Here is a 16,469-nt window from a genome sequence, read left to right as displayed (position 1 = left end):
AACAGGACGAACGCAAGCGCCGTGTCCCGGTGAGGGCCACGGACCGCAGAGCGGCGGCTCGGGCACCTCTCCCGCACTGAGAACGCCGGGTCGGAACATGTGGTCAGATCCGTGCCGGATCGCGGTGCGTGCTCCGAAGAGGCGGCTCACCCGTGGTTCGCGATGCCCTCCGCCACGGGAGCGAACAAGACTTTCCAGTTGCCTGGCAGATGCCGCACCGCGGCGCCGAGGTGAAAGCGGGCCACCGTCCACTCGTCGGGCCGGGCCCGAGGCCCGTGCTCCTGGACCGCCCGCAGGCACTGGTCGATGAACTCCGAGTCCTCTTCATCCAAACCCAGTCGCTCGCATGCTCGTTCCGCCTCTGGTGACTCCTCGAACCAGTCGTCCCAGTCGGTGGCCGCGCCCAAGAGGTAGAGCAGGTGACTCTCAGGGGCCGGCAGGGCACCGCGCAGGCCCTCGGTGGTGAATTCGCACTCCGCGACCCCCGCCAGGTCGGAGCTCCCGGTTGCCGCGGCGACGAGACTCGCCCAGTGGTCCATGTCATGCGTGCCGGTGGTCTGTCGCATGTGTTCGCTTGCGAAGGCCGCCATCGCCTCCGGGTCGTCGATCAGCGGTGACAGGACGATGTCGCTGCTGTAATCGAAGCCGAAGTAGTAGCGATGCCCATCGAGTACGAGCGACTCGATACCGCCGACATGGGCGATCCGTCCGGGCAGAGGATCGAAGCGCTGGGCAGATTTCCGTTCCATGGCCACGACCGTAGCGACCGCCACTGACATTGATACTCGTACGCGGGTTTTGGTGATCGTGGCACTGCCACTGACTGAGGCCCTGCTGGGCTGTCTTCGAGGTGTACCGTCCGGCTGCCAGGGCCCGTTCCCATGGCTCCGGCCAGGTGGAAAACGACCTGATAGGAGCTTGGTCAGAAGCCCCCTCGATGTCCTGTCTGCCCCACCCGGCCGGTGCCGCCTCCGGCTGGGAAGGCACCTCCAGCATGACAGCAGCGGACACGGTGGGCATGGGCGGCCACGACGGTGTCACACCCGCGCCTCGCCCTCCTCGCGATCACCGGTCCGCAGCCGGACGGGACCCAGCAATCCGCTGACACGCTGCCCCGGGAAGACGAAGTGGGTCGGGCTCACCGCGTCCAGGTGGGGTGCCAGCGTCCCGAACACGGTGATGTCGAGGGTGTTGGCCCCGGGCCCGACCAGACCTGTCAGATCGAAGACGTACGGGGAACACACCCGCACCCCGGCCTCCGCGTCACCGACCTGCACCTCCGCCGTCCCCCGGACCCGACCGAGATCCAGCGAGACGGGCCCCTCCGCGGCCCCGGGGGGCACGTTCACCGATCGGCGGTACCGCACGCCGCCGCTGTACTCGGCCAGGCCGCGCGTCTCCCAGTCGCCGAGGCGAATCCTCCCCGGGCCGACCTCGCAACGCACCGGACCGGCCAGGGCGGCGCCTGACTCGCGACCGGGAAGTGTCCGGACGCGCAGGGCCGCGGTTCGAGGGCCGGATGAGGCACCGGCCGAGAGGCAGGCCCTGATGGTCCGCACGCCCCGGGCGTCGGGGGCGGTGACGGCGGCGTCGCACGCGGAGCCGTCCACGAAGACCGTCGCCTCGCCGTACACGCGGACCGTCAGCCCGGTGGCTCCGGGCGGCAGTTCCCACCACAGCCACTCCACCGCTTCCCGGTGCCCCGGTACGGCGAACCGGACCGGCACCACCGTGCCGTCGTCCGCGTCCGGGTCCAGCCACGCGGCGCCCGGCAGCGGATGAGGGCGGCGACGCAGATACAGGGCGGCCGGGTCACCCACCGGCTCGCGACGCACCGCGACCGGTACACGCCCCCGCTCGCTCTGGGTCCACCATCCGGCGTCGCTGTGCAGGGTCGCGACCCGGTCGCCGTTCCCGTCGTCGAAGGCCGCGTCCACCAGGACCGCGCGGTCGCCGCCGCCCGACGGATCGACCGTGATGTCGTTGTCACCGATGCGCAGGGCCGCCGCCACGTCATGCCGTCGCACGCGGGGCACCGCGTGTTCGACGTACGGATCGAACCCGCCCTGTCTGCCCACGACATGTCCGTTGACGCGCAGTACGCAGGGCACTCGCGCGGCGACCTGGACGACGGCCCGGACGGGGAGGGCCGTCAGACGCAGTGTCGTGCCCATCGCCGCGGCGGCATGAATCCACTCCGGTCGCCGGTAGCGCCCCGGATCGCGCACGAGCGCCACATGCGCCCGCAGATCACAGCCTTGATCGGGTGTCAGTTCCAGTTCGAGCCGGTGGCGGCCCGAATCCACCCGCAGCGGGCCCATCGCGAGGTGGCCCCCGTCGTCCAGGGCTACGCGCGCACCGTCGATCCGGGCCCGCTTCGCCGCTGCGGCACCGACCGCGAGATGTCCGTCGAAGTCCTCGTCGAGGAACAACTCCGTGCACAGCAGCGCCATTCGTCCGGCGGCCGTGGGGCCGATGTGTGCGAACTCCTCCGGCACGTGCCCCTTGGGCCCCAGAACGGCACGGTGGACGGGATCCTTGCGCACTCCCAGGGTGTCGGACCATGCGAGCGGCGACGAACCGTCGGGTCCGGGGCCGTCGCGGAGCAGCAGCGCGTGCGGGCCGAAGGTCGCGTAAACCGTGTCCCTGGCCTGTTCATCGGCTCGGTCGGGCATGGCCCAGCCGTCCCGCACGCCGTCCTCCCCGGCCGCTTCCACGCGGTGCCGGAAGGTCCGGCACTCGGCGACGGCCGGGCCGTCGGGCGCACCGGTGGCGGGTCGGGCGAAGTCGCCCCAGGTGTTGTCGAGGGTCGGGACGAGTGTCATGTCCCAGTCCGCTTCCAAAGGGATCTCGATGGTGGTGACGGCCGCTGCGACACCGGGCGTCCCGGGTACCTCGGGCGGGGCCGCCTCCCCAGTGCGGTCCGGAAGCACCAGCAACGCCGCCGGCCCCCGGTCGAAGGGCACGTCGACCTCGGCGTACCCGGCGTCGTCGTCGACGGGATGCACCGGCAACGTCCGGGGAGCGCCGCCGAAGGGGTCGACCAGGAGGGCAGGGCCCACCGCGCCCGGCACCCGCACCCGCACCCGCACCCGTGCGCGGCGCGCGTAACGGTCGGGGTCGAAGTCGTACCGGGCGTCCAGCCAGCCCAGTGCGGCGCCGCGCTCGTCGGGCGCCGCGACGGCCGCCCGGGTGGCACGCGGGGATCCCGCGGTCAGGAACACCACCGTGGCGCCCTCCACACGACGCGCGAGTGCGGGCACCGGGGCCCGGACCACCGGGTGCGGACCCGTGAGCGCGGCGGCCGGCGAACCCGCCGGATCGTCCGTCCCGGCGACGAAGAGGGCCCTGCCGTCCGCGAAGCACGCGCGCAGCTCGGTCGGCACCGTGACCGGTCCGGGGCCGACGACGAGCTCCGGGAGGGCGCCGACCGCGATCAGCCTCCCACCGGCGTGGACGAATTCGACGAGTCGCCGGTCCGTCTCCTGTTCCAGGACCGTGCACGCGGGCAGCACGACCGTGGTGTACGCCTCGTCCGCGACCCTCAGCCGCACGTCGCCGTCACATGTCGAGACCCGGGCGCGTGCCAGGGACGCGTCGTCGATGACGTCGGCGTCGAGGCCGATTCGGTCCATGAGGCCCGGACGGGAGCAGAACCAGGCCATGTCGCCCACGAGTTCGAGATACGTCGACTGGGCGTGCCTCGCCGCGTCGGTGATTCCGTCCGGCGCGGTACCGGCCTGGGCCGTGGTCGTCGGCAGCAGGATCGCGGTGTCGCACAGATGACGGCCGAGGCTCAGGATCGCGCACAGCCGGGTCACGGCATCGGCGAAGACACGATGGTGGCGCCAGTACGGCTGACGCCAGTCGGTCGCGGGCGGTGCCCACTCCCACCAGCCGCCCTTGGTCGTGTAGTAGACGGCATGCGGGTTGTAGAGGGTCGCTCCGGCGCGCAGCCACGGCAGCAGCCAGTCGAACGTCTCCTCCAGCGTGCCGCCCCAGCCGGTGGAGTGGAACGCCTCGATCCAGGTGCGGGGGCGGCCGTGGAGATGGGCGAGCGAGGAGTGGATGCGGGCGTCCCCGTGATGGTCGGAGCCGGGGGCCGAGAACCAGCGGTGGGTGCGGGCGTAGTCGGCGTACAACTCCACGCCGGCGACGGGGTGTCCGGCACGGGCCGGGTCCTGCTGGTCGCAGCCGATGAGCAGGCCGTGCCGGTCGTGCCAGGCTGCCAGCGGCTGGAAGAACGCCTCCTCGGCCAGTTCCGCACGGGTCATCTGGTAGTCGCGCCGGATCCGGTGGGCGTCCGGATCCGTGCTGTCGTCGTACAGGGCGTCGAGCCGTGCGGTGATGTCGTAACCGCGCAGACGCAGAAAGGCATCGGTGAAGCCGGGGGACCAGGTGGGCAGGGACGGCAGCTCGTCCTGGAACGAGCCGACGACGACGGTACCGAGCCGGTCTCCCAGACGGCGCTCGAACTCCCCGTGCACCCGGTCCAGCAGCGCCGCACACGCCCGGGTGCCGAGGTAGTCGAAGCCGACCGGCACATGATGATGAAACGTCAGGCGCCAGCGCCCGGCGCTCGGCGCCCGTACCACCCCGTCGTCCACCGCGACCGGGACCGCCGGGCCGACGGTCCGGCCGGCGGCGTCGACCGGTTCGGCGCGGCCCGCCAGCGGGCGTCCGCCCGGGGGGCACCGCAGCTCTCCGGCCCGCATTGCCCCGGAGTCGACGACGGCACACAACCGGACGAGCCGACGGCCCGCGTGGGCGGGCTCTTCGTCGACCAGACGCGCCTGGAGGTCGGCGCCGGAGAAGCCGAGCTGATCGTAGAACCACAGGCTGACGCCGAGTTCGCCGGCGTCGTCGCACACGCCGTCGAGCAGATCCCACCACGCGTCGGACATGAAAGGCGGGTCGTCGGCGTCGGAGCCGAACAGGGGGCCCGACGGCGCCAGATTGAGGAGCACGAGGTTGTGCACACCGCCCTCCGCGAACCGTTCCAGCTGGGCCCGCAGCCGTGTGCGGTCGAGCCGTTCCCCGCTCCACCACCAGATGGCGGTGGGTGAGAAGGCACGCGGAGGTTGCGCGAGGATCGCCGCGATGCTCGGGGGGAGTGCCGGGTGCGCCGGGTGTGTCATGAGATGTCCTCAGCCCTTGAGACCGCCCGCGAAGCCCTTGATCACATATCGCTGGAGAAGTGCGAACACCACCAGGATCGGCAGCGCCGCCAGCACCAGTCCGGCGAAGACGAGTCCGTAGTCGGAGACGTACTGACCGACGAACGCGAACACACCGACGGGCACGGTCTCCTTGTCGGAGCCGCCCAGGTAGAGCAGCGGGGTGAAGAAGTCGTTCCAGACGAATACGGCGTTCAGGATGATCACGGTGCCGGTGATCGGGCGCAGCAGGGGAAAGACGATCCGGGTGAACGCCTGCCGGTGGTTGCAGCCGTCGATGAGCGCGGCCTGGGCGTAGTCCTGCGGCAGGGCCCGGATGAATCCGGTGTAGAGGAAGACGGTGAAGGGCAGTTGGATGCCCGTGTAGAAGAACACCATGCCCTGGTACGTGCCCAGCCAGCCCAGGTCGTCGACGAGTTGGTAGAGCGGGATCATGCCGAGCTGGAAGGGCAGCACGATGCCCAGCAGGAAGAGGATGTACACCCCGTAGCCGACGTCGCGGGCGCGGCGCGCGAGGCAGTAGGCCCCCGTGGAACCCAGCACGACGAGGAGCAGCAGACTCGCGACGGTGATGATCGTGCTGTTGAGCAGGGCGGGCCCCAGGGACGCGGAGGACCAGGCATGACCGAAGTTGGCGAAAGTGGGTGGGGAGGGGAGCGAGAGGGGGGAGTCCGAGATCTGCCGGGGGTCCTTCATCGCCAGGGTGATCAGGGCGTACACCGGGAACAGGAACGCCACGGCGACCGCGATCATGACCAGTTCGAGGGCATATCGCCCGTAGCGCGGTCGGCGCCCCCCCGCGCTCGGCTTTCCGTCCCACGGGTCCTCGGGGCGGTGCGGCGCTCACGCGGTGACCTCCCTCGCGCGCAGATGATGGAGCTGGACCAGGGAGACCGCGGCGACGAACAGCGCGAGGACGAGGGCGACGGCGGTGCTGTAGCCGAACTTCCCGTACACGAACGCTTCCTTGTACAGCACGGTCGACAGCGTCTCGCTGGAGGTGCCGGGACCGCCGTTGGTGGCGGCGTAGACCTGGTCGAAGAGCTTGAGACCGCCGATGGTCGACAGCATGAGGTTGATCGTCAGGGCCGGGGCCAGCAGTGGCCAGGTGACATGGCGGAAGCGCTGCCAGGAACCGGCGCCGTCGATCCTCGCCGCCTCGTGGAGTTCGGCGGGGACGCCCTGGAGGCCGGCGAGGAAGACGACCATCGAGTAGCCGGCGTACTGCCACACGACCATCGCCGCGACGGACCACAGGGCGAGCGAGGGATCGCCGAGCCAGTCCTGACGCAGACCGCCGAGTCCGATCGCGCCGAGGACGCCGTTGAGACCCGCCCCGTTGTCGGGGTTGTAGACGTACTTCCACAGGATCGCGACCATGACGGGGCTGACGACAGCGGGTGCGAAGAAGATCAGCCGCAGCAGGGCGCGGGACCTGATGTTGGTGTGGACGCCGAGCGCGAGCAACAGGCCGACGCCGTTCTGGACGATGACCACGGCGATGGTGAGCAGCAGGGTGTTGCTGACGGACTCCAGGGCCCGGCTGTCGTCGAGCAGGGCGCGGAAGTTGTCCAGCCCGGTGAAGGAGAAGCCGCCGATGCCGGACCAGTCGGTGAAGGCGTACATCACACCGGCAAGGCTGGGGTACAGGACGACGACGCCGTACACGACGAGTGCCGGAACCACGAAGATCCATGGCGCAGTGGTGTGATCGGGATGCCGGACGCGGCGGACGGGGCCGGCGGACGGGCCGACGGCCTTGCCGGCCGTGCCGTGGGCTGTGCCGGGGGCAGACCTCTCGGGGGTCCTCGTCACGACTTCTTCCCGTAGGCCTCGTCCATCTGTCCCAGCGCGCCGTCGACATCCGTCCTGCCCGCGAGCAGATTCTGTACGGCGGCGAAATGGGCCGGCTGCACCTCGGCGTTGGGCCAGCTCTGGTCCATGAACGGGACGGCCCGATTGTCGTCGATGACGGGCAGGAAGCCGTCGAGGACGGGGTCGATCCTGGTGGACGCGTCGCGCTTGAACGGGATCGCGGCCACGGACTGAGCCCAGCGGTCGACGTTCTTCTGCTTCCCCAGGAATTCGATGAAGGCCTTGGCCGCGGCCGCCTTCTTGGACCGCGCGGAGACACCGAGGCCGACGACGATGCCGGCCGGGATCCACAGACGCGCCGCGTCGTCACCACCGGGGAACGGGAACATGCCGAGATCGTCCGGTGTCCCGGCGGCCTGCCGGAAGCCGGCGAGCACGGCGGAGACCTGGACGGCCATGGCCGCCTTGCCGCTCGCGACCATGGAGGTCTGCTGCTCGTACGTCGTCCCGTTGGGGTTGTCGTTGAAGAAGCCGCGGCGCTGCAATTCCTTGTACTTGCCCATCGCGTCGGCCCAGCCGGAGCCGCGGAAATGCGCCTTTCCCGCGGCCATCTCGGCGTCGAACCCGGGGTTCTTCGCGTAGACCGCGTTGGGGACCAGCGCGTAGGTGATCAGCTGGGTGACCCAGGGAGTCTGTGTGCCGAGCGCGATCGGGATCACGCCCTTGGCCTTCAACCTGGCGCAGACGTCCAGGAGTTCGCCCCAGGTCCCGGGCGGCTGGACCCCTGCCTTGGCGAAGGCCTTCTTGTTGTAGATGGCGCCGATGACACTGCTGCCCGCCGAATACAGATACGTCTTGCCCTGGTACCGGTACGCCGGGTGGAAGTTCGCCGGGACCTCCTTGGTCCACGACTGGTCGCTGAGGTCGGCGAGGAGCCCGGCCTTGGCCAGCTTGACCATGGACATGGCACTGCCGCTGCCCGGATAGAGCACATGCACATCGGGGGCGTTGCCCCCGGCGAGCTGGGTGCGCACCACCGTCTGTACCTGGTCCGTGGGTGCGAAGGAGGTGGAGAACCCGTCGTCGGGACGGGACTTGCGGTACAGCCCGACGAGCTCCTCGATCGGCTTCTGCTGGTCGGCGACGCCGACGATGCGCAACTTGCCGGAGGCTCCGCTCGAATCGGAGCAGGCCGTCAGAGCGGGGGGAAGGGCGGCGAGTGCCGCGACCCCGCCGCCGATCCGGAGGAATCCCCGGCGCCCGACCGTGCTCAGGCCCGCTTGGCTGTGAGAACCCGTCGTCATGGTGTGTCCTCCTCGTGCGAACGGGCGAACGATGGTTTCGCCGCCGGTCCTGATGTACGTGGGCTCGGGGTGGGCGACGGTCGAGGTCCATCCGCGTGCGGCGTCCCGGCGGGGCCGTCGGCCGGGGGACAGGCCGCGGTGAAGCGGTAGACGCCCGAGGACACGCGGTAGAGAACGTGGTCGGGGCGGGTCGCGATCAACGTGACGTGGGGGTCGTCGGCGCTCGGGGCCGCTCCCGATTCGTGGACCGAGCGGGGGTCCGTGGTCGGCACGTGCACATCGGCGACGGCGCCGGGCGGCACCCGCACACGCAGGGTGAGCCGGCTGCCGCTCCTCTCCCAGGCCACCTCGACGGTGCCGCGGACCGATGTGTGACGGGCGCTCGCGTGTCGCAGGGAGCCGGGGCGGGGCCGTACCCGCAGATGGCGGTATCCGACGGAGTCCGGTACCTGGTCGAGGCCCGCGACACCGCGGTAGAGCCATTCGCCGATGGAGCCGAGCGCGTAGTGGTTGAAGGAGTTCATCGACGGAGCGCGGAACCCCGTCCCGGGTGTCCATCCGTCCCAGCGTTCCCAGATCGTGGTGGCGCCGTGCCGCAGAGGGAACCGCCACGACGGGACTTCGTCGCGGCGCAGGAGCGCATGGGCGAGATCGGCCCGGCCGTGCGCGTCGAGGACGGGCGCGGCGAGCGCGACCCCGAGAAAGCCGGTCAGCAGGGCGGGCCCGGCCGACTCGACGAGTTCGGCGAGCCGGCTCGCGGCGGGGCCGACCAGCAACGCGGGCAGCAACTCGAAGCCCAGCGCGACGAGATAGCCGGTCTGGGTGTCTCCTGCGATACGCACGGCGGGAGGTCCGTCGGCGCCCTGGTCGACGGTGACGAAATGCTCGGTGAACGCGCGGCGGATGTCGTCGGCCAGCCGGTGGTAGCGCTCCCCGGCCTCATTGCGCCCCAGGACATCGGCCGCCCGCGCCGTGAGGCGGGCACTGTGCGCGAAGTAGGCCGTGGCGACGACGTCGCGTGGGGTGGGGGTGCCGGGGGCGAGCCAGTCGGAGAAGTGCGGACCCACCCGCCTGCGCCAGACCAGATCCGTGTTGTGGCGGTGGATCAGATCGACCCAGGCGCACATTCCGGCCAGCGCCCGTTCGAGGAACCGCGGGTCGTCGTAGGTGCGGTAGAGGTGCCACGGGATGATCACACCGGCGTCGCCCCAGCCGGGCGCACCTTCGTCGGCGACCCCCACCAGGCACGGGGCGACATTGGTGAAGCCGCCGTCGGGCGTGCGGGCGTCATCGACGTCGCGCAGCCATTTCGTGAAGAACGCGGCGACGTCGGCGTTGAGCGCGGCCGTGGGCAGGAACACCTGTGCGTCGGCCAGCCAGCCGAGCCGCTCGTCACGTTGCGGACAGTCCGTGGGCACACTGACGAAGTTCGAGCGCTGCCCCCATGCCACACAGTCGTGGAGTTGCCGGAGCTCGGCGTCCGAGCAGTCGAACTCCCCGGCCCACGGGGTGTCGCTGTGCAGTGCCACGGCGACGACATCGGACTCGGTCAGCGCGGGAACCCCACTGATCTCGGCATAGCGGAAGCCGTGATACGTGAAGCGTGGTTCGAACACGATGGCGCGGCGCCCGTCCCCGACGAGCACATCCGTTGCGGCGGCGGTGCGCAGATTGGCCGTGTACAGACCGTTCGAGGCGTCCAGCACCTCGGCGTGCCGGATCACCACCCGGGCCCCGGCGGCGAGTTCATCGACCCGTAGCCGCACCCGTCCGGCGAGGTTCTGGCCGAAGTCGATGACATGGGTGTCCGGTGACGTACGGGTGACCGAGCACGGGCGCAACTCGGCCATCGCCCGCACGGGTTCGTCCACGGACGCCACGAGCAGCCGGTGATCGGTGTCCGCGACCAGGGCGGGGGACCAGCCGGAGTCGTCGAACCCGGGGCGCTCCCAGCCGTCGGCCGCGCGCCGCAGGTCATGGCACTCGCCCATCAGTAGATCCGCGTGACGGACGACTCCCGTGGCGGTGCGCCAGCTGTCGTCGGTGACGATCGCGGTACTGCGGCCGTCCGGACCGGTGAGGTGGAGCTCGGCCAGGAGCTGCGGGAACGAGCCGTAGTGGGCCCCGGCCCGGCGCGGTTCGAAGCCCACGAATCCGCTCCACCAGCCGTCGGCGAGGGTCGCGGCGAGAACGTTCTCCCCCTCACGCAGCAACTCGCCCACGTCATACGTCTGGTACTGGATGCGGTGACGGTAGTCGGTCCAGCCGGGCGCGAGTTCGGCGTCACCGACCCGGACCCCTTTGAGCCGGACCTCGTACAGACCGCGCGCAGCGACATGGAGCCGGGCGTGCGTGCCCGGCGAGCCGGTGAAGGTGCGCCGCAGGACGGGGCACGGGGAGAGCCCGTGGTCGTCGAGGGCGAACTCGCCCTCGGTAGGAGCGTCCATGACGTCGATCGGACGCGGGTCGTGAGTGATCCACGACGCCCGCCACGCCCCCGCGTCGGTGCAGGCCGTCTCGAACCAGGACGTCGCCTCGGTGGGTGCGCAGGTTCCGCCCGGCCAGACGGAGACCCGCCAGTGATAGCGCGTGCGGCTCCTGAGCGCGGGTCCGGCGTACTGGACGCAGATCGCGCCGGGATCGGTCACCCGTCCGGTGTCCCAGAGGAGTCGACCGCCCTCGTCCAGGTCCTCGGGGCGTTCGGCGACACGGACCCGATAGGCCACGGGGTCGTCCCCGCGCTGCTCGGAGACCAGCCGCCAGGAGAGCCGGGGCGCGGGTTCGTCGATCCCGAGCGGGGTGGTCCGGTGCTCGCACCGCAGGCCGAACGGCCGCAGCGCCCGGTCTTCGGGAGTGCCGGCCGCCGTGCCTCCGGCGGGGCCGGGGGCGGACACGTCCGCTGCCGAGGAACCGGACACGAGCACGTCCTTCCGTCGCACCGATTTTCCTCATGTGAAATCTAACGTTAATTCTGTGGCGTGGAGACTATGAGCCCCCTTGGGGGGTGTCAAGGGTGTTGTCGATCTCCCGGCGGCCGCCTCGGGGAAGGGGCGATGTATCCCCAACTAACCAGCTGTGAACGGCATTGTGACCACCCGCGTGTGGTCTTGTGGCAAGTGATTCCCCTGTGATATTCAGCCTGTGATTACCACATGGGTGGACGTGAAATCACGTGCCGATCCCACCTCGTACCGGACGGGATCCCGCCCGACGAAGGGACGAGTCTCATGTCAATGAACAGTGGGTCAGGCGGCGCCGGAGGGTTCGGAAGACGGGCGATGCTCGGTGGAACGGTGGGGATGGCACTCGCCGCGGCCGGCCTGTCGGCGGGCAGCGCCTGGGGTGACGCGCCGTTCCACGAGGACCCGTTCACCCTGGGAGTCGCTTCCGGCGATCCCTGGCCCGACGGATTCGTGCTGTGGACCCGCCTCGCGCCCCGGCCCCTGGCCCCCGACGGCGCCGGAGGCATGCCGCCGTACTCCGTCGACGTCCAGTGGGAGGTCGCCCGCGACGAACGCTTCCGGTCCGTCGTACGCCGGGGCCGCACCCGCGCGGTGCCCGAGCTCGCCCACTCCGTCCACGTCGAGGTCTCCGGACTCCAGCCGGGCCGGCACTACTACTACCGCTTCCGCGCCGGCGGCGTGCACAGCCCCGTCGGCCGCACCCGCACCGCACCCCCGCCGCACAGCCGTCCCAAGGAGCTCGACTTCGCCTTCGTCTCCTGCCAGGCGTGGTTCGAAGGCTTCTACACGGCCTACCGGCACCTCGCCGAGGAGGACGTCGACCTGGTCCTGCACCTGGGCGACTACATCTACGAGAACGCCATCGACGCCATGGGCGGTGTACGCAACGTCGCCGTCGCCGCCGAACTGCGCCCCGAACCGATGGACCTCGTCCAGTACCGCAACCGCCACGCCCTGCACCGCTTCGACCCCGACCTCATCGCCGCCCACCGGGTCCACCCGTTCGCCGTCGTCTGGGACGACCACGAGGTCGAGGACAACTGGGCACGCGACAAGTCCAAGGCCGACAACGAACCCGACCAGGACCCGGCTGTCTTCCGGCAACGCGCCGCGGCGGCCTTCCAGGCGTACTACGAACACCTGCCGCTGCGACTGCCGAACAAACCGAACGGCTTCGAAGCCCGGATGTACCGCCGTCTGCGCTACGGCCGCATGGCCACGTTCCACATCCTCGACACGAGGCTCTTCCGCGACGACCAGCCCTGCGGCGACGGAACGAAGAGCGGCTGCGACGAACGGCTCGAACCCGGCCGCACCATCCTGGGTCCCGAACAGGAGCGGTGGCTCTACCACGGTCTCGGACGTTCCGACACGACATGGAACATGATCTCCCAGCAGATTCCCGTGACCCAGGTCGACACCGACCCCGGCCCCGGCCAGGCATTCGTGATGGACTTCTGGGACGGCTACGTGGACGCGCGCCGACGGCTGTTCAAGGAGATCACCGACCGCGGCGTGAGCAATCCCGTCGTACTCACCGGTGACATGCACCGCCACCTCGCCGCCGATCTCAAACAGGACTTCGACGACCCCGGATCGCCCACGCTCGGCGTCGAGTTCGTCGGCTCCTCCATCTCCACCACGAAGGACGGGATGGACCTGGATCCCTCCGGCGCCAGGCTGCTCGCGGCCAACGAGCACATCAAGTTCACCAACTTCCAGCGCGGTTACGTGCGCTGCTCGCTGACCCGGGAGCGCTGCCGTGCCGACTTCCGGGTGCTTCCGTACGTCACCACCCCCGGAGCCCCCGTCTCGACCCGCACCTCGCTCGTGACCGAGGCCGGCCGGCCCGGGATCCAGTCCGCCTGAGACCCACCGGTCGCCCCCTGTCGGGGGAGCGGCAGGGGGCGACCGTGCCGGGCCCGTCCCAGCCCGGCACCCGGGCTCCGGCGCCGTCCGTCCGGACGGCGCCGGAGGATCCGGTCAGGGGGCGGTGCCCCAGGTGAGGGTGCCGGCCGTGTAGACGGCGATCTTCGAGGCGTCGGCGTAGCCGGTGTTGGTGGCGTGGCTGTAGTCGTCGGTCTCGTCGAAGTTCGACCAGTCGCTCTTGTTGAGCCGCAGCTGGATCTCCCCGGTCGAGGCGCCCGCGGCCAGACTGCCGCTGCCGAAGCCGACCTCCAGGTAGTGGCTGGCCCCCGGGGCCGCACTGCCCGAGGAGGACACGCCATGGGTCACATTGCCGCAGCCGATCACCGCGTAGTCGCACGCGGTGCCGAAGGTGCTCGCACCGGCCTCGGGCGTGAACCAGTACCGCACCTTCACCGTCGACAGATCCACCGTGCTCGTTCCGGTGTTGACCAGTTGCAGACCCATCCGGATCTGGTTGTCGGTGGCCGAGGAGTCGGTGTTCTTGTACTGGACCTTGAGCGTGCCGCCGCCGGTACCGCCGCCCTGGTCGGTCGTGGCCGAGACCGCCGCGGAGGCCGGCGAGACATTACCGGCCGCGTCCCGGGCCCTGACCGTGTAGCTGTACGCGGTCGAGGCCGTCAGACCCGTGTCCGTGTAGGAGGTCGACGCGGAGGAGCCCACCCGCACTCCCGCGCGGTACACGTCGTACGCGCTCACCCCGACGTTGTCGGTCGACGCCGTCCAGGACAGCGAGACACTGCCACTCGTCCTGCCCGTGACCTTCAGCCCCGTGGGCGCGGTCGGCGCCTGGGTGTCGTCGCCACCGCCGCCGTTCAGCGGCGGGTAGGCGTTGCGCACCAGCTCCTGGAACTGCGCGGAGAACCAGTGCCCCGCGAGCGGGGAGTTCGGCAGGGCGCCGGACAGGCTGTTGCCGTTGCGGCCGTTACCGGTGTACGTGGGGTCGCACATCCGGTCGAAGCCCTTGCCCTCGTCGTTGTCGATGGGCTGGCTGTTGCCGTCCGACTCGCCCGGCGGCTTCGCCCAGACGTAGGCGTCGATACCGGGTTCGGGGGCGCTGGTCGGCCGCTCGCCGATGCCCGCGCCGCTCTGGTTGCACCAGTTGCCCGCGTGGATGCGCCGGTCGACGCGCCCCCCGTTGACGTAGTCGTCCACACCGGTCAGCGGACCTGCACCGGTGGGCCGGGCGGGACCGCCCCAGCCGTTGCGGGCGGTGTCGATCAGCATGCCGATGTCGGAGGCGAACCCCTGGCTCACCAGCTCCGTGCGCAGTGCCTGCGCGAAGGAGAGCTCATCGGCGTAGTAGTTCCAGTCCACCCACTTGGACTGGCGCACCGTGGTGCCGTTCACGGTGTCGGTGACCTTGAAGTAGGGCTCCTTCAGGGCCGAGTAGTTGGCAGTGTTCACGATGAAGCCCTGGACATCGGCGACCGTGGCGCCCTCCGATGTCGCGGCCTTCTTGAACTCCTGGGCCGCCGGGACGAAATTGGAGTCCCAGCCCAGCCAGCCGTGGTGGGCGGCGTCGATGTAGTTGTAGACGTTGGGAATGGCACCGAGGGTGTGGAGGGCGTAGCCGACGCCCTTCTCGTAGTTGCCGTTCGCCTTCATCGTCGCGCACGCCTCGGTCGACCCGGCCGTGCCGCCCGCGTTGGTGACCAGGTTCGGCAGCGAGTCCGGCTCGATGACGGTGACGATGCGCAGACTCGCGTAGGCAGGGTCGGCGAGGATGGCGGCGATGGGGTCGATGTACTCGGTCTTGTACCGGCCGAGCTCGGTGGGGCCGAGCTCACCGTTGGACGCCAGCGCGGCGCAGTCCCGCCCCGGCAGGTCGTAGATGACCACCTGGAAGAGGTTCGCGCCCTGGTCCAGGGCCGTGTCGAGGTGCTCGCGCAGGCTCATCGCGTCGCCTGCGCCCTCGATGGCCGCGATGCGGTCCATCCAGACGAAGGAGGGCTCATCGGCGATCACGCTGCCGCCCGGTTCGGCCGCCGCCTTGGCGGACCAGTCGGGGTTCACGTAAGCGGTGGCGCCCACGTAAGGGTTGTCGACGCGGGCTGCGGCCGACGCCGGCGAGGGTATGGCCACCGCCAGTGCCGCGCCCATCGCCAGGGCGGAGAGCGCGGCCAGTTTTCGGCGTACTCCGTGCAGGGTGGTGCCTCTGTTTCTCATTGCGGCTCCGTGCTCCTCTCGTACGCCTGCGGAGGTGCCCCGCAGACGGGTTCGTGGGGGTGTCGCCCGGGGTGGCGGTCCGGTCAGGGCGCGATGTCTGCCGCCGGGTCCACGGCGACGTGGACGGTGAGCCTCGGTGCGCCGGCCCGGGGGCGGCCGCTCATGGCTCGATGCCCCGGGCGAGGGCGCCGCCGAGGTACGCCGCGGCCTTCGAAGCGTCGGCCGCGGCGCCGCTGGTCGCGCCGCGGGCCGCGGGCGCGGCCGGTGCGGCGACGGCGGTGCCCGGGGACAGGCCCATGGCGAGCGGACGACCTCCGAGGACGCTGCTGAACGTTCTACGGGATATCACCACAAATCCTCCAGCGGCGGGTGTCGTGGGGGAGAGGTCGGGCGGAGGAGGGTGCGGCGCGGTGGTGCGGAGCGGAGTGGGCGGCGAGCGGGGCCCGATGCCGCGGGAAGGGTTCACCGTCGAGGTGCGCGACGGCCATTGTGTGCAAGTCTTGATTGTGGGAGCGCTCCCAAGGTGGCGTGGTGATGCGAACCTGTCAAGGGTCCCATCGCAACTGCTTCACGGGTTTGTCGACGTGAAGACCCGGCGCGCGACCGGTCCCCTGGCACACAACCGCAGGTGGGGAAGGTGCACCGGGGCCCGGTCCCTGCGGTGCGCCCGCGTGGCGGAGGGGGCGTGTCACCGGACGACGAGTGAACCCTTCATATACGGGTGAATGGTGCAGATGTACGGTACGTGCCGGCCTTGGCCGGGGCGGTGAAGGTGACCGTCCTCCCCGGCGCGACATCGCCGGTGCCGAACGTGGCGCTGCCGGTGGCGGTCACGGTGTGGGTCGCGGCGTCCTCGTTGACCACGGTGATCAGCGTCCCAGGGGCGACCGTCAGCCGGGCCGGCTCGAAGGCGAAGTCCTTGATCGTGATCAGCACCTTGCCGACCGGGGAAGCCGAGCGGGACGCAACGGCCGAGGGGGCGGCGGACGGTGCGGCACTGGAGGGTGACGAGCTGCCGCCACCACTGTTCGAACAGCCCGTGAGGGCGGTCGCGCAGAGGATCGCGGCGGCTACGGCGACACGGGCACGGCCGGGCGTGAGCGGAGTGTGCACGG

Annotated in this window: 10 protein-coding genes; 1 reads left to right on the top strand and 9 read right to left on the bottom strand. The window is 70.6% G+C overall.

Going from position 1 to position 16,469, the window contains the following annotated elements; translation table 11 throughout:
- Positions 1–146: 146 nt before the first annotated feature.
- From ABZ826_RS29460 to ABZ826_RS29435, 6 genes are all read right to left on the bottom strand, one after another.
- Entirely contained in the window at positions 147–749 is a 603-nt protein-coding gene (locus tag ABZ826_RS29460; RefSeq protein ID WP_361454783.1) for a hypothetical protein, read from the bottom strand.
- 288 nt (positions 750–1,037) lie between these two features.
- Complete coding sequence (locus tag ABZ826_RS29455; RefSeq protein ID WP_361454780.1) at positions 1,038–5,138, bottom strand: hypothetical protein; 4,101 nt, start codon at positions 5,136–5,138, stop codon at positions 1,038–1,040.
- Between the two features lie 9 nt (positions 5,139–5,147).
- Complete coding sequence (locus ABZ826_RS29450; protein WP_361454777.1) at positions 5,148–5,930, bottom strand: carbohydrate ABC transporter permease; 783 nt, start codon at positions 5,928–5,930, stop codon at positions 5,148–5,150.
- Positions 5,931–6,020: 90 nt separating this feature from the next.
- Positions 6,021–6,992, bottom strand: a complete 972-nt coding sequence (locus tag ABZ826_RS29445; protein ID WP_361454774.1) for a sugar ABC transporter permease — start codon at positions 6,990–6,992, stop codon at positions 6,021–6,023.
- Positions 6,989–8,296: an extracellular solute-binding protein gene (locus ABZ826_RS29440; protein WP_361454771.1), complete on the bottom strand. Its 1,308-nt coding sequence runs from the start codon at positions 8,294–8,296 to the stop codon at positions 6,989–6,991. Before ABZ826_RS29440 ends, ABZ826_RS29445 begins: the two co-directional genes overlap by 4 nt.
- The gene (locus ABZ826_RS29435) at positions 8,293–11,235 is read right to left on the bottom strand and encodes a family 78 glycoside hydrolase catalytic domain (protein ID WP_361454768.1); all 2,943 of its coding nucleotides are present in this window, start codon (positions 11,233–11,235) and stop codon (positions 8,293–8,295) included. Before ABZ826_RS29435 ends, ABZ826_RS29440 begins: the two co-directional genes overlap by 4 nt.
- Before the next feature lie 360 nt (positions 11,236–11,595).
- Here ABZ826_RS29435 and ABZ826_RS29430 point away from each other — a divergent pair, with 360 nt between their 5' ends.
- Entirely contained in the window at positions 11,596–13,128 is a 1,533-nt protein-coding gene (locus ABZ826_RS29430) for an alkaline phosphatase D family protein (protein WP_361454765.1), read from the top strand.
- Between the two features lie 114 nt (positions 13,129–13,242).
- Here ABZ826_RS29430 and ABZ826_RS29425 read toward each other — a convergent pair whose 3' ends face one another.
- The 3 genes from ABZ826_RS29425 to ABZ826_RS29415 form a co-directional block, all read right to left on the bottom strand.
- Entirely contained in the window at positions 13,243–15,354 is a 2,112-nt protein-coding gene (locus ABZ826_RS29425) for a glycoside hydrolase family 6 protein (protein WP_361454762.1), read from the bottom strand.
- 160 nt (positions 15,355–15,514) lie between these two features.
- Entirely contained in the window at positions 15,515–15,703 is a 189-nt protein-coding gene (locus tag ABZ826_RS29420; protein WP_361454759.1) for a hypothetical protein, read from the bottom strand.
- Positions 15,704–16,065: 362 nt separating this feature from the next.
- A complete protein-coding gene (locus ABZ826_RS29415; RefSeq protein WP_361454756.1) occupies positions 16,066–16,467 on the bottom strand; it encodes a cupredoxin domain-containing protein in 402 nt (133 codons plus the stop codon).
- Positions 16,468–16,469: the final 2 nt, after the last annotated feature.

The organism is Streptomyces sp. NPDC047515, assembly GCF_040643055.1.
In the GTDB taxonomy this organism is placed as follows: domain Bacteria; phylum Actinomycetota; class Actinomycetes; order Streptomycetales; family Streptomycetaceae; genus Streptomyces.
The sequence above is the reverse complement of the archived record's forward strand: the minus strand, read 5'-3'. Positions and strand labels throughout refer to the sequence as shown.

What these genes read in the sequence shown, in the direction of transcription:
- ABZ826_RS29460 (WP_361454783.1), bottom strand. Translation starts at nt 749, where the DNA reads ATGGAACGGAAATCTGCCCAGCGCTTCGATCCTCTGCCCGGACGGATC.
- ABZ826_RS29455 (WP_361454780.1), bottom strand. Translation starts at nt 5,138, where the DNA reads ATGACACACCCGGCGCACCCGGCACTCCCCCCGAGCATCGCGGCGATC.
- ABZ826_RS29450 (WP_361454777.1), bottom strand. Translation starts at nt 5,930, where the DNA reads ATGATCGCGGTCGCCGTGGCGTTCCTGTTCCCGGTGTACGCCCTGATC.
- ABZ826_RS29440 (WP_361454771.1), bottom strand. Translation starts at nt 8,296, where the DNA reads ATGACGACGGGTTCTCACAGCCAAGCGGGCCTGAGCACGGTCGGGCGC.
- ABZ826_RS29430 (WP_361454765.1), top strand. Translation starts at nt 11,596, where the DNA reads ATGGCACTCGCCGCGGCCGGCCTGTCGGCGGGCAGCGCCTGGGGTGAC.
- ABZ826_RS29425 (WP_361454762.1), bottom strand. Translation starts at nt 15,354, where the DNA reads ATGAGAAACAGAGGCACCACCCTGCACGGAGTACGCCGAAAACTGGCC.